The sequence below is a fragment of the Poseidonocella sp. HB161398 genome (assembly GCF_005870025.1).
Taxonomy (GTDB): Bacteria; Pseudomonadota; Alphaproteobacteria; order Rhodobacterales; family Rhodobacteraceae; genus Mangrovicoccus.
This window is the reverse complement of the sequence record NZ_VATA01000012.1, coordinates 100084-113660: the sequence shown is the minus strand read 5'-3', so window position 1 is coordinate 113660 and position 13577 is coordinate 100084. Positions and strand designations below refer to the sequence as shown.

The window sequence follows — 13577 nt, the reverse complement described above, 5'->3', positions numbered from 1 at the left end:
CCCGGCGCAAGCCCCGTGCGAGCCCGTGCGGGCCCGTGCGGGCCCGTGCCGGGAAATCGTCCTCCTGCACCCCCAGCGGCAAGCGGGAGAGCGCCGCCCGCCGCCTGAAAAATAGGCGCGAAAGATGCCGGATTAACCATTGCCGGATTCCGCCGCTGCCGCGGGACCGGCCGGAACAGCCCGGGTTGCCGCTGCGGCACGGGCGGGCGAGAAGCACGCGCGGACCGCTCGCGGCCGCCGGGCCGAGAGGAGGAGCCGCCATGACCGGAACACCGCCGCGCAAGCGCAGCCAGGGGCGCGCTGCGGCCATCGGCCTGACCAAGGCGCAGGTGCTGAAGGCGGCGATCGACCTGGTCGACGAGCTCGGCGCCGAGGCATTCTCGATCCGCGAGCTCTCGCGGCGGCTGGATGTCTATCCGACGGCGATCTACTGGCATCTCGGCGGCTCCAAGGCCGATCTCTTCTCCGAGATGACGGCGACGATCACCTCCGACCTGATGCGCCCCGGCGAATTCTGCGCGGACTGGCGCGACACGCTGCGCGAGCTCTTCCGCCGCTACCGCCGCGCGGCGCAGCGCCATCCGCACCTGGCCAACCTGATCGGCGCGCAGGTCAGCGCCAATGGCCCGCGGCATGCCGGGCTGGCCGAGATCGTGCTCGCCGCGCTGCGCCAGGCGGGCTATGACGGCCAGCCGCTGGCGGACGCGATGAGCGCGCTGGTCGGCGGCATCTTCGGCTTCGTCACCATGGAGCTGGCGCCGCAGGCGCCCGGGGCCCGGCCCGACTGGGCCGAGAGCTTCAGCGCCGCGCTGGACGACCTGCCCGAGGCCGAGTTCCCCGAGACCCGCCGGGCGATGCCGCTCCTGCGCAACCGCGCCTTCGTTCTGCGCTGGTCGAGCGGCGCCGAGGTCCCGCTCGACAGCGCCTTCGAGATGCTGGTCGACAGCCTGATCGCCGGGCTGGAGCTGCGCCGCGCCGGGGCGATGGCCGCCTGGGAGGCCGCCGGGGCCGCGCCCGGCAGGCGGGGTTGACAAGGCTGCCGGGCGGCGTGCAACACCTCGCGCCATGGCCGCGTCCCGCCCGGCCAGGTCCGTTCCCGCAGAGGTGTCCCATGGCCGGTCCGCCCTTCCCGAAACGCCGCCGCATCGGCATGACGGTCTTTCCGGCCGACAAGACCGGCGCCGCCCCCGATGGCAGGCCGACCGAGGAAACCGCGGCCTGCCCCGGCCGGATCCGCGCCATGCCGGAGGTCGAAGGGCCGGGCCCTGGCAATGCCGCCTCCTGCACCTGCCACCTGGCGGACAGGGCCGGTTTCGCCGCGTTCAACGCCCATGCGCCCGGTTCCGGCGATCCGCTGCCGCTGCGCATCGCAGCCGGGGCGGCGCCCAGGATCCCGGCGATCGCCGGGGCGTGAGCCCGGCCCTTCCAGCAGGAGTGACGGCCATGCCGCAGATCATCGTCCTGGGCGCCGGCATGGTCGGTACCGGCACCGCGCTGGCGCTGCAGGCGCGCGGCCATGACGTCACGCTGGTCGACCGCCGCGGGCCCGGCGAGGAGACGAGCTACGGCAATGCCGGCTTCATCCAGGCCGAGGCGGCCGAGCCCTATGCCATGCCGCGCGACCTGCGCACCCTGGCTGCCTATGCGCTGGGGCAGAGCAACGACCTGGTCTACGACCTGGCGGCGCTGCCGAAGATGGCGCCGGTGCTCTGGCGGTATTTCCGCAACTCCGCCCCCGCCGCGCATCGCCGCGCCTCGGCGCAGTATGCCCAGCTCGTGGCGCGCGCGACCGGGGACCATGCGCCGCTGATCGCCGCCTCCGGGCAGGACAACCTGATCCGCCGCACCGGCTATCACCAGGCCTATCGCGATCCCCGCGCCTTCGCGGCAGCCGCGCGCGAGGCGGAGCGGCTGGCGGCCGAATACGGCGTCCCCTCGCAGGCGCTCGACAGCGCCGCGCTGGCCCGCGCCGAGCCCGCGCTGAAGACGCCCCTGCCCGGCGCGATCTTCTGGGAGAGCTGCTGGACCACCCCCGATCCGGGCGGGCTGACCGCCGCCTATGCCCGGCTCTTCGCCGCGCAGGGCGGCCGGGTCTGCCGGGGCGACGCGATGAGCCTTGCCCCGTCCGGCAGCGGCTGGACGGTGGCGACCGAGGAGGGGCCGGTCGCGGCCGCGCATGCCGTGGTCGCGCTCGGCCCCTGGGCGCCCGACCTGATGGCGCGCTTCGGCTACCGCGTCTCGATGCTGTGGAAGCGCGGCTATCACGGCCATTTCGACAGCCCCGCCGCGCTGTCGCGGCCGCTGATCGACGATGCCAATGGCGTGGTGCTGACCCCGGCGCTGCGCGGGCTGCGGATCGCCACCGGCGCGGCGCTGGTGGCGCGCGATGCCCCGGCCGATCCGGTGCAGCTCCGGCGCGGGGCGGCGGCGGCGGGCGAGCTCTTGGAGATCGGCCCGCGGGTCGCGGAGCCGCAATGGTTCGGCCACCGTCCCTGCCTGCCCGACATGCTGCCGCTGGTCGGCGCGGCGCCGCGCCATCCGGGCCTGTGGCTGAATTTCGGCCATGGCCACCAGGGCTTCACCCTCGGCCCGACGACCGGGATCCTGCTGGCCGACGCGCTCGAGGGGCAGTCGGACCCGCTTCTTTCCGCGCTCTCGCCCGCCGCGCGTCCCGGCGTGCTGCGCTAGCCTTCGCAGGGCAGCGGCCCCGGCCGGCATGGGAGCCTCCGGCGCAGGGGCCGCTGCATACTGCGGCGCGGGTTATGAGGAGACCCGGCCGCAGAACCGACAAGCTACCAGTGGAAGGGACAGCCCCGGCAGCCCTCCATGTAGGTGTCCTGGAAGATGGCGAAGGTGATCCGCGTGCCCGCGTCCATCACCGCATCCGCCAGGTTGGCGTCATAGAGCTTGGTCTCCATCAGGTCCGCGCCGGAGAGATCGGCGCCGGCCAGACTGATCTTGTCGGCGCGCACCATCTCCAGGCTGGCGGCGCGCAGATCGGCCCCGGACCAGTCCGCTGCCGCCGCCCGGGCATGGGCGAAATCGGCCGCCACCATGCGGGCCTGCCGCGCCGTGCTCTTCTGCAGGAAGGCGCGGTGCAGCACCGCCCCGGTCAGGTCCGCCCCGTCGAAATTGGCGAATCTCAGATCCGCATCGCTCAGATCCGCCCGCGACAGCCGCGCCCCGCGGAAATCCGCGCCCGACAGATCGCGCCCCGCCAGGTCGGCATGGCGCAGATCGGCCCCGGCGCAATCCGCCCCCGGCTCCAGCCGGCAGCCGCCGATCGCCAGCACCCCGTCCGGTCCGGGCTGCGGGCCGTCATAGCTCCAGCCGCTGCTGCCATAGTCGACATCCTCGTCGAAGGCCGCGGCCTGGAGCGGCAGCAGTGCGGCGAGCGCGGCTGCCCAAAGTCCTGTCCGGAACATGTCGTCCTCCCTTCTGCGCAAAAAGGGGGACCGGGCGCCCGTTTCCGCACCCGGCCCCCGGGCCGCCTCAGTTGCGGTTGGCGGCTTCCTGGAAATCGGCGAGCCGGAAGACCCAAAAGCTGCCGCCCTGCTGCACGTCGCGGGTCAGCTTCGCCATCTCTCCGCCCCAGAGCGGCACCGCGCCGCCATAGCCCGAGGCCACGCCGATATACTGCACCCCGTCCTCCTCCCAGGTGACCGGCGAGGAGACGATCCCCGAGCCGGTCTGGAACTTCCACAGCTCCTCGCCGGTCGTCGCGTCGAAGGCCTTGAAGAACCCGTCCGAGGTGCCGGTGAAGACCAGGTTCCCGGCCGTGGCCATCGTGCCCGCCCAAAGGGGCAGCGGCTCCTTGCGCTCCCAGGCGATCTCGCCGGTGGCCGGGTCCATCGCGCGCAGGATGCCGACATGGTCCTCGAATTTCTGCTTGATGGTGAAGCCCATGCCCAGATAGGCGGCGCCGGGGGCGTAGCTGACTTCCTCGGTCCAGTAGTCCTCCTGCCAGTGGTTGGCGGGGATGTAGAAGAGGCCGGTCCGGGGCGAATAGGACATCGGGTTCCAGTTCTTGCCGCCCAGGAAGGGCGGCGAGACCTGCACTGCGGCACCCCTGGTCTCGCCGGGCGCGGGCGGCGGCGGGCGCTGGCCCTCGACCTCCACCGGGCGGCCGGTCTCCAGGTCGATATGGCTGGCCCAGGAGATCTCGTCGACGAAGGGGAAGGCGTTCAGCAGCGCGCCGGGGCGGTTGATCTCGCCGCCGCGCTTCGAAAGCGCATCGATATCGGTGACGTAGAAGAACCCGTTGCGGTCGGCATGCGCGCCCGCGCGATGCGTCTGCCCCTGCGCGTCGGTATAGTCGAAGAGGATGATCTCGTTATTGCCCGAGAAGTCCCAGGTGTCGTTCGGCGTGTGCTGGTAGAAGCCGACGAGCTCGCCGGTCGAGGGATCGACATAGGCCTGGCCGGAGGTGAAGAGGCTGTCGCCCGGCCAGCGCTCCCAGCCGTTCCAGGGCGCCGGGTTGCCCGCGCCGATGATGATCGTGTTGGTCTCGGTGTCGAAGCTTGCCGACTGCCAGGGCGCGCCGCCGCCATGGTGCCAGGCCTCGACCAGATTGCCATCGGCATCGCGCGGCCAGGAGGGCGCCTCGGCGCTGCCCGTCGGCGTGCTCTCCTCGCCCATGTAGCGGCCCATATGGCCCTGCACCAGCGGGCGCATCCAGATCTCCTCGCCGGTCAGCGGGTCGCGGGCGAAGAGCTGGCCGACCACGCCGAACTCGTCGCCCGAGGAGCCGTGGATCAGCAGGTCGCGCCCGGTCACGGCGTCATGGACGATCGTCGGCGCGCCGGTCATCGTGTAGCCGAGCTTGTAGTCTGCGAATTTCTTGCGCCAGACCACGTCACCGGTATGCCGGTCGAGCGCCACGACCGAGGCGTCGAGCAGCCCCATGAAGACGAGGTCGCCATAGATCGCCGCGCCGCGGTTGATGACATCGCAGCAGGGGCGGATCCCCTCGGGCAGCCGCGCCGAGAACTGCCAGAGCTTCTCGCCGGTCCGCGCATCGAGTGCGAACATGCGGCTGTAGGAGCCTGTCGCGTAGATCACCCCGTCATGGACGATGGCCTGCACCTCCTGGCCGCGCTGGCGCTCGTCGCCGAAGGAGAAGGACCAGGCCGGGACCAGCCGGGCGACCGTGTCGTCGCTGACCTGGTCGAGCGGGCTGAAACGCTGCGCCTCGGGGCCGAAGCCGTACATCAGCACGTCGCCGGTGGTCTCCGCGTCGCGGGCGATGTCCTCCCAGGTCACCTCGGCCATGGCCGGTCCCGCGGCGGCCAGCGCCAGCGCGGCGGCCGTGTTCAGGTAGCGTGTCATCTCTGTCCTCCCGTTCGGGCCCCCGGCCCTGCCACGGACCCAGACTAGGAGAACTTCCTGAGACCGGCCTGAGCGCGCCCTGAGAGGATCATGAGAGCGGATCGGACATTGGTCGTAGCCGGCGGGCCTCAGCTACGACTGTCGATCTGGAAGCCGAAGCCGCGCACCGTGCGCAGCAGCTCCCGCGCGCCCGCCGCCGCCAGCTTGCGGCGCAGGTAGCCGGCATAGACATCGACCACATTCGTCGTATGCGTGCCCTCGTCGTTCCAGACATGCGCCAGCAGCTCGTCGCGGCTGACCGCGCGGCGGGCATTGCGCATCAGATAGGCGAGCAGCTCGAATTCCCGCGCGGTCAGCGCCAGCTCGGTGCCGTTGCACAGCGCCCGCCGCCCCGCCTGGTCGAGCACCAGCGGCCCGGCGCAGAGCGGCGCCTGATGCGCATAGCCGCCCGCCCGCCGCATCAGCGCGCCGATCCGGGCGAGGAACTCGGCGGTGGAGAAGGGCTTCGACATGTAGTCATCCGCCCCCAGCCGCAGCCCGCGGACGACATCCGCCTCGCTGTCGCGGCAGGTCAGCATCAGGATCGGCGTGGTGACCGCCTGCTCGCGCAGCCGCTGGCAGATCTCGAAGCCGCTGAAGCCCGGCAGCATGACGTCGAGCACGACCGCCGCCTTGCCCGGCTCGGCGGCGGCATCGAGCCCGCTCTCGCCGTCGCGGCACAGCCGCACCTCATGCCCCGCGCCCTGCAGCGTCTCCCTCAGCACCTCGCCCAGATCCGGATCGTCCTCGACCACGACGATTTCCATCGGCCTCTCCTCCTCCTTCCGGCAGGCGGATCGTCACGACCAGCCCGCCCTCCTCTCCCGGCGCCAGCGCGATGCTGCCCCCGGCCTCCCCGGCGATCTGCCGCGCCATCGCCAGCCCGATGCCGCGCCCCTCCGCCGGACCTTCGCGCCGCGCCAGCGCCGCCTCGGGGCTGAGCCCGCCGAGGCCCGGGCCGCGATCGGCGACAGTGACCACGGCCATGCCCGCCGCGCGCGCCAGATGCACCTCGACCGGCCCCGCTCCGGCGGCGTGTTCCAGCGCGTTCTCCAGCACCGCGTCGAAGAGCCGTTCCAGATCCTGCCGGTCGCCGCGCATCTCCAAGGGCGCCTCCAGCGCGCTCTCCAGCCGGAAGCGGTCGCCGCCGGGCAGGATGCGCAGCGCGGCGATCCGGCTGTCGAGCAGCTCGTAGAGCTCCAGCTCCTGCGCCCGGCCCAGCAGCCGCCCGTCCTCGGAGCGCGCCAGCGCCGTCAGCGCCGAGAGCCGCTCGGCCAGCGCGTCGAGCGCCGAGAGCGCGCGCGCCAGTCCCGGCCCCGCCTCCGTGCCGCGCCCCTGCGCCAGGTTCTCGACGCTGCCGCGCGCCACGGCGAGCGGCGTCTTCAGCGCATGGCCGATATCGCCGAGGAAGCGCCGCCGCGTGCTGTCGATCTCGCGCAGCCGGGCATTGCTCAGCTCCAGCTCGGCGCGGCGGCGCTGCAGCCGCTCGGCCAGCTCGGTCCGGGCACGCTCCGCCGCCGCCGCCTGCGCCTCCGCCCGCGCCTCCGCCGTGGCGAGCCGCGCCTCGAGCCGGTCGAGCGCGTCGCCGGTCGCGGGCTCCTGCGGTCCGGCCGCTCCGAGCCGTCCGCGCAGATCGCCGAGCCGCCGCCCGAGCGCCAGCAGCCCCGGCAGCAGCAGCCCCGCGAGCACCGCCAGACCCGCCGCCGCGCCCCCTGCCCCGACCAGCAGATGCGCGCGGCCGCGCGCGGCGATCCGCGCCTCGGCATCGGCGATCTCCCCGGCCTCGTCGGCCAGCGCCGCCGCCGCCAGATCGCCGAAGCGGACCCGCGCCGCGTCGAGCCCGGCCAGATCCGGCAGGCTCTGCGGCACCGGGCCCCGGGCCAGCCGCAGCTGCGCCAGCTGCCGCACCGCGTCGAGGATCCGCTCCAGCTCGGCGCGCAGCGCTTCGGGGCGGTCCTGCTCCTCGGTCTCCGCCTGACGCTCGGCGGCGCCGAGGAAGGAAAGCTCGGTTGCGGTCTGGTTGTCGAGCACGCCCAGCCGGTGCATGCTGTCGCGCTCCAGCCGGTCGATCTGCGCGGGCAGCCGCTCGGGCGAGGGCCCGAGCAGCGCCGAAAGCAGCGTCCGGTCGAGATCAGCGGAAAGCCGCGCCAGCGTGGCGCTCTGCGCGCGGGCGAAGGCGGCGCGCGCCTCGAGCCGCTCCAGCGCCTGGCGGCTCTGCCAGGCCTCCGCGGCCAGCCCGGCCAGGATCCCCGCCATGAGAACCGCCGCCAGCGCGATCCGCGCCAGCGGGCTCATCCCGCCCTCCTGCCGCGCGGGACGGCCGGGAAGACTGCGAAGGGGCGGGCCGGTGTCATGCGCCGAGGGAAGACGCCGCCCCGCCCGGCGTCAATGCAACTTTCGTATCGGTGCCGCCCCGACGGGTCCGCGGAGAACCCGCGCGTGCCCGGGCCGCCCGGGAGACGCCGCGCGCGACGACCGGCCACCGGCGGAGCAGTTGCCATGGCGGGCTGCCCCGCGGCACGCTCCGCAGGGCATGGAGGAGCCCGGGACGCGCCCCCGGCGAGACTGCCGGAGGACGTCCCCCGACGGTGCCCCGGATCGCCTTGGCGGCGGCTGCGCTGATGCTCCTCCAAGCGCGGTGTCAAAGCGCAGCGCCCGGCAGATCGCGTATCCTGCCGCGGAACAGGCGCTGCGGCCCCGGACAGGCGGTCCGGGCGGCGCCGCGCCCGCGGAGGAGCGGCCCGGACGCCATGGAGCCACCCGCCGCAGTGTCCCGGGCCTCCGGCTGCCCATGGCCGGAGCCGGGCTGCGCGGCGCGCGGCCCCGGGGCATGACAACGGCAGCGGGCCGCGGCGTTCCGGTTAGCGGACAGCAGAACGCCCGCAGCGCGGTCGGCGCAGCGGGCGTCGGGGACCGGCCGGGCGGGCGCGCCTAGCGGCGACGCAGATAGACGGCGTAGATCCAGGGGGCGATCGCCGCGGCCACCGCGGCCAGCATCACCGTCGCCGCCGCCGAGGCCAGCCCGACATTCGAGCGCACGAAGAGGAAATCCATGATGAACTTCGCCGGCACATCCGTCGCCGTGCCCGGCCCGCCATTGGTCATCGCCACGACGAGGTCGTAGGAGCGCACCACGCCGATCCCGAGCAGCACCACCGCCGTCACCATCACCGGGCGCAGCACCGGCAGCACGATCGAGACATAGCCGCGCCAGATCGGGATGCCGTCGACCCGGATCGCCTTCCACAGATCCTCGTCGACGCCGCGCAGCCCCGCGAGGACGAGCGCCATCACCAGCCCCGCCGACTGCCAGACCGCCGCGAGGACCACCGCGTAGATCGCCCGCTCGGGATCGACCACCCAGTCGAAGCGGAAGGAGGTCCAGCCGAGGTCGTTCATCGTCTTCTGGATGCCCAGCGTCGGGTTCATCATCCACTGCCAGACAACGCCGGTGACGATGAAGGAGAGCGAATAGGGATAGAGATAGACGGTCCGCACCACCCCCTCGGCGGCGATCTTGCGGTCGAGCGCGATCGCCATCAGCGTGCCCAGCACCATCGCCGCGGCGATGAAGAGCACGCCGAAGACCAGCATGTTCTCCACCGAGGTCAGCCAGCGCGCCGTGCGGAACAGCCGCTCGTACTGGGCGGTGCCCGCAAAGCTCATCACCGGCACCAGCTTCGAGGGCGTCAGCGACACCGCCACGGTCCAGACCATCGTGCCGAGATAGGCGCCGAGCACGATGATCCAGGCCGGCCAGAGCGCCACGGCCGCGCCGCCCGGGCGGAAGAGGGACCTGCGGGACAGGACAGCCATGGCGCCGCTCCTCATTCCGCGGTCATCTCGAGCGCGTCGCGCAGCGCGGCGGCGAAGTCGGCCGGCGTCTCGGAGGGCGTGTTCCAGTACTGCGTCACCGCATCCTGGATCGCGCCGACCCGGTCGGCCGAGGCGCTGATCTCCGGGCCCGGGACCTGGAATTCCGGCGTCTGCATCGCGGCATAGCCCTTCTGCGCGCAGGCATCCATGCCCGAGACATCGGCATCGAGCCGCGCCGGCAGCCCGCCCTTGAGCTCGTTGAACGCGACCTGGGTCTCGGGCGACATCATCGTCGCGACCAGCAGGTCGCGCGCCGCGGCATCCTCCGCCGCCTCGGGCAGCACGAAGACATCCGCGCTGATGACGAAGCGGTCCTCTCCGCCGAAGCCCAGCACGCAGTCGTAATCCTCGCCCGGCACCAGCCCCGCGGCGACGAATTCGCCCTTGGCCCAGTCGCCCATGAACTGCATCGCCGCCTGGCCCGAAATCACCATCTGGGTCGCGTCATTCCATTTCCGCCCCGGCGCACCGGCATCGACATAGTCGGTGAGCTTGCGGAAATCCCCGGCGAAGGCGGCGAATTCCGGCGTCTCCAGCGCCGAGGTGTCGCCGTCGACCACGATCGCGCGGTAGAGCGCGTCATCGCCGCGGAACATCATGATCTGGTAGAACAGCTCCAGCTCCTGCCAGGCCTCGCCGCCATGGGCCACCGGGATGACGCCCGCCGCCTTGAGCTTGTCGAGCATCGGGAAGAAGCCCTCCCAGCTTTCGGGCAGCGCGACCCCGGCATCGGCCATCGCCTTGCGGTTCACCCAGAGCCAGTTCTCGCCGTGGTTGTCGACCGGCATGGCATAGACCTTGCCGTCGTAGCTGACCGCGTCATAGAGCGCCGGGGGCAGCGCCTTCTGCCAGTTCCCGGCCTCGGCATAGCCCGAGAGGTCGCCCAGATAGCCCAGCTGCGCCAGGTCGGCGAATTGCGTTCCGGCATTGAACTGCAGTGCGTCGGGCGGGTTGCCGCCGATGATCGAGGAGGTCGCCGCGGCGATGGCGCTTTCGAAATCCGGGACCGCATTGTCGATCCAGGTTCCGCCCGCAGCCTCGAAGGCGCCGGTGAAGACCTGCAGCGCGGCGGCTTCCGAGCCGCTGGTCCACCAGTGCATCACCTCGGCTTCCTGGGCCTGGGCAGCGCCCGCCAGAAGCCCGCAGGCCGCGGTGGCAAGCAGTCGTGTCATGCGTTTCTTCATCTGTCTCATTCCCTGTCTGTTGCGCCGCCCTTGCGGCGGCTTGGCTGGCGCCGGGCCGGGGGGCTGCCCCGCCCCGGTCATGCGTCTTGGGGCACCGCTTCGGCGAGAAAGCCCGCCGCCTCGGCCGGAGAGAGCGGCGCGGGGCGCTCCGGGCGCGAGGCGATGGCGACGGGACGGTGCGCTGCCGCGGCGCTCTCGATGGCGAGCATCACCTCGAGCACATGCAGCGCGAATTCGCCCGAGCAGCGATGCGGCACCCCGGAAGCGATGCTGCGCGCCATCTCGGCGAGGCCGAGCCCGCGGTAGCAGGAGAACGGGTATTCCCCGAGCCAGAGCCGGTTGTCGGCGCCGAAGGGCCGCGCGGCGGTCGCGGTCCCGGCAAAGGCGCCGTCAGTTCCCGCCCGCGCGATCACCCCGCCGAAATCGTTCGGGTCCGAGATCCGCAGGCTGCCGCCGGTGCCGTGCAGCTCGATCGGCCGCAGATCGGCCGCCGCCACGTCCCAGCTGGCCAGGAAGGCGATCTCCGCGCCGGAGGCGAAGCTGAGAAGCGCGTTGAGCGTGGTGAAGGTCTCCACCGGGATCGTGCGGCCCTGCATCGGCCCCTCGGCCGTGACCAGCCGCTCGCGCCGACCGATCCGTCCCGTTGCCTGCACGCTGGCGACCGGACCGAGAAGATTGACCAGAGAGGCGATGTAATAGGGCCCCATGTCCAGGACCGGCCCGCCGCCCTTGCGGTAGAAGAAGCCGGGATTGGGATGCCAGTCCTCCATCCCGAGCGACAGCACGCTCGCGAGCCCGGTGACCACCTCGCCGATGGCGCCCGCATCGATCTGCGCGCGCGCCTCCTGCTGGGCCGGGCCGAGGAAGGTGTCGGGCGCCGCGCCGGCGCGCAGCCCCTTTACCGCGGCGAGATCGAGCACCGCGCGCGCCTCGCCGAGGCTCAGCGCCAGGGGCTTTTCGGTGAAGACGTGCTTCCCCGCCTCGAGCACCTGCAGCGAGACTTCGCCATGGGCGGCCGGGACGGTCAGGTTCAGCACCGCGTCGATGTCCCCGCGCGCCAGAAGCGCGGGGATCTCCAGCGCCTCCAGCCCGAATTCCGCCGCCTTCGCGGCGGCTGCCGCCGGCACGAGATCCGCGCAGGCGACATAGTCGATATCCTTCAGGAGCGGCCCGTTCCGGAAATAGGTGTCCGAAATGTTGCCGCAGCCGATCACGCCGATCCTCATTGCCATGCCGGGGACCCTCAGGCAGCCGCGAGCTGGCGCACGGCGGCGCTGCTTTTCGCGGCGAAATCGAGCCAGTCCTTCGGCTCGTCATGCTCCAGCATCGCCACCCGCGCGCCGGTCGCGCCAAGCCGCGCCCAGGCCGCCGGCCAGTCGACGATGCCCTGCCCGACCACGGCCCAGCCGTCCTCGTCCAGATTCTCGCCCTCGGGCGCCACGTCCTTGACATGGAAGGCCAGCAGCCGGTCGGCATAGCGGCCGATCCATTCCAGCGGATCCTGGCCCGCGCGGCGCACCCAGGCGACGTCGAGCTCGAGGCCGAAATCGCCCGCCGCCATCAGGTGCTCGATCGGGAAGGATCCGTCGGGCAGCGCGGTGAACTCGAAATCATGGTTGTGCCAGCCGAAGGCCAGCCCCGCCGCGGCCAGCCTTGCATGGACCGCCGCCAGCCGCGCGCCGAGCGCCTGCCAGCCCGCCGCATCCGCCGGCCGGTCCTCGGGCTCGAGCCAGGGGGCGATGACGATCTCCATGCCAAGCACGCGGGCCGCGGCAATCGCGCGGTCCGGCTCGGCCTCCAGCATCTCCAGGTCGAAATGGCCCGAGAGCGCCGTCAGCCCGGCGGCATCGAGCTGGGCACGCAGCGCCGCCGGATCGGCGTAGAGATCGCCATAGGGCTCGACATTGGTGACCCCGAGCGCGGCGAGCGCGGCAAGCTGCGCCTCCAGCGGGCCGCCGTCGCGCGAGGTGTAGAGCTGGAAGGAAAGGACGTGGTCGAGAGACATCTTGGAACCTTTGACTGTCATGGGGCGGGACTTCACAGGCGCTGGCCGCTGTCCCGGTCGAAGAGCGAGGCCCGGGAGAGATCCGGGCGCAGATGCAGCACCGCGCCGGGGGCGGGGAAATCCTCCGCGCCCATCCGGACGGAGATCTGGCTGCTGCCGAGGCGCAGCCAGACGATGGTTTCGGGGCCGAGCGGCTCGGTCAGCACCACCTCGCCCGCGATCATGCCGGGCCCGTCCCCGGCGGGGGCCAGATCCTCGGGGCGCAGTCCCAGCACCACCGGGCCGGGCGCGGCGCGCCCCGCCATCGGCAGTCCCGAAAGATCGAGCCGGAGGCCCCCGGCGCGGAATTCCGGGCGGCCCTCGGCAAAGCCCAGCTCGCCCTCGAGGAAGTTCATCTTCGGCGTGCCGAGAAAGCCCGCGACGAAGCGGTTGGCGGGACGGGCGTAGATCTCGGCGGGCGCGGCAAGCTGCTGGATCTCGCCGCCCTTCATCACCGCGATCCGGTCGGCCAGCGTCATCGCCTCCACCTGGTCATGGGTGACGTAGATCATCGTCGAACCCAGCTGCTGGTGCAGCCGCTTGATCTCGATGCGCAGATCGGCGCGCAGCTGCGCGTCGAGATTGGACAGCGGCTCGTCGAAGAGGAAGACCTCGGCATCGCGGACCAGCGCGCGGCCGATGGCGACCCGCTGGCGCTGCCCGCCCGACAGATCCGCCGGACGGCGGCCGAGCAGCGGCTCGATCTGCAGGAATTTCGCGGTCCGCGCGACCCGCTCGGCGATCTCGGCCTTCGCCATGCCGCCGACCTTCAGGCCGAAGCCCATGTTCTGCTTCACCGTCATCCGCGGGTAGAGCGCGTAGGACTGGAACACCATGCCGATGCCGCGGTCCTTGGGCTCGGCGCGGGTCACGTCGCGCCCCGAGATCGAGATCGACCCGGCATGCACGTCGATCAGCCCGGCAATGGCGTTGAGCAGGGTGGACTTGCCGCAGCCCGAGGGGCCGAGCAGCACCAGGAACTCGCCCGGCTCGATATCGAGCGACAGGCCGCGGATCACGTCATGGTCGCCAAAGCGGATGCCCAGATCGCCGATGCGGATCGAGGAGGTCCCGCCCATCGGGCCGTCAGGTAGGTCTTTCATGTC

General features: G+C 72.3%; 12 protein-coding genes. 3 read left to right on the top strand and 9 right to left on the bottom strand.

Features of this window, described 5'->3' with window-relative positions; translation table 11 throughout:
* The first annotated feature begins 260 nt into the window (after positions 1-260).
* The 3 genes from FGX59_RS11880 to FGX59_RS11870 all read left to right on the top strand — a co-directional run bounded on the left by FGX59_RS11880 (position 261) and on the right by FGX59_RS11870 (position 2688).
* A complete protein-coding gene (locus FGX59_RS11880; RefSeq protein WP_171060617.1) occupies positions 261-1031 on the top strand; it encodes a TetR/AcrR family transcriptional regulator in 771 nt (256 codons plus the stop codon).
* An 80-nt stretch (positions 1032-1111) separates the two neighbouring features.
* Positions 1112-1414 carry a RidA family protein gene (locus FGX59_RS11875; protein WP_138466743.1) on the top strand — a complete coding sequence of 101 codons (303 nt, stop codon included), beginning with the start codon at positions 1112-1114 and terminating at the stop codon, positions 1412-1414.
* Between the two features lie 29 nt (positions 1415-1443).
* Positions 1444-2688 carry an FAD-binding oxidoreductase gene (locus tag FGX59_RS11870; protein WP_138466742.1) on the top strand — a complete coding sequence of 415 codons (1245 nt, stop codon included), beginning with the start codon at positions 1444-1446 and terminating at the stop codon, positions 2686-2688.
* Positions 2689-2792: 104 nt separating this feature from the next.
* Here FGX59_RS11870 and FGX59_RS11865 read toward each other — a convergent pair whose 3' ends face one another.
* The 9 genes from FGX59_RS11865 to FGX59_RS11825 form a co-directional block, all read right to left on the bottom strand.
* Positions 2793-3425 (bottom strand): pentapeptide repeat-containing protein, encoded by a 633-nt coding sequence (locus tag FGX59_RS11865; protein ID WP_138466741.1) that lies wholly within the window; start codon positions 3423-3425, stop codon positions 2793-2795.
* 67 nt (positions 3426-3492) lie between these two features.
* A complete protein-coding gene (locus FGX59_RS11860) occupies positions 3493-5328 on the bottom strand; it encodes a methanol/ethanol family PQQ-dependent dehydrogenase (protein WP_138466740.1) in 1836 nt (611 codons plus the stop codon).
* 128 nt (positions 5329-5456) lie between these two features.
* A complete protein-coding gene (locus FGX59_RS11855) occupies positions 5457-6134 on the bottom strand; it encodes a response regulator transcription factor (protein ID WP_138466739.1) in 678 nt (225 codons plus the stop codon).
* A complete protein-coding gene (locus FGX59_RS11850) occupies positions 6058-7662 on the bottom strand; it encodes a HAMP domain-containing sensor histidine kinase (protein WP_138466738.1) in 1605 nt (534 codons plus the stop codon). The genes FGX59_RS11855 and FGX59_RS11850 overlap by 77 nt, the downstream gene beginning before the upstream one ends.
* A gap of 636 nt (positions 7663-8298) precedes the next feature.
* Positions 8299-9183, bottom strand: a complete 885-nt coding sequence (locus tag FGX59_RS11845) for a carbohydrate ABC transporter permease (protein ID WP_138466737.1) — start codon at positions 9181-9183, stop codon at positions 8299-8301.
* An 11-nt stretch (positions 9184-9194) separates the two neighbouring features.
* Entirely contained in the window at positions 9195-10415 is a 1221-nt protein-coding gene (locus FGX59_RS11840; protein WP_138466736.1) for an ABC transporter substrate-binding protein, read from the bottom strand.
* An 89-nt stretch (positions 10416-10504) separates the two neighbouring features.
* Positions 10505-11659, bottom strand: a complete 1155-nt coding sequence (locus tag FGX59_RS11835; protein WP_138466735.1) for a Gfo/Idh/MocA family protein — start codon at positions 11657-11659, stop codon at positions 10505-10507.
* Positions 11660-11670: 11 nt separating this feature from the next.
* Positions 11671-12453, bottom strand: coding sequence for a sugar phosphate isomerase/epimerase (locus tag FGX59_RS11830; RefSeq protein ID WP_240722406.1), 783 nt, complete (start codon positions 12451-12453; stop codon positions 11671-11673).
* Positions 12454-12464: 11 nt separating this feature from the next.
* Positions 12465-13574: an ABC transporter ATP-binding protein gene (locus tag FGX59_RS11825; RefSeq protein WP_305036026.1), complete on the bottom strand. Its 1110-nt coding sequence runs from the start codon at positions 13572-13574 to the stop codon at positions 12465-12467.
* Between the last annotated feature and the right edge of the window lie 3 nt (positions 13575-13577).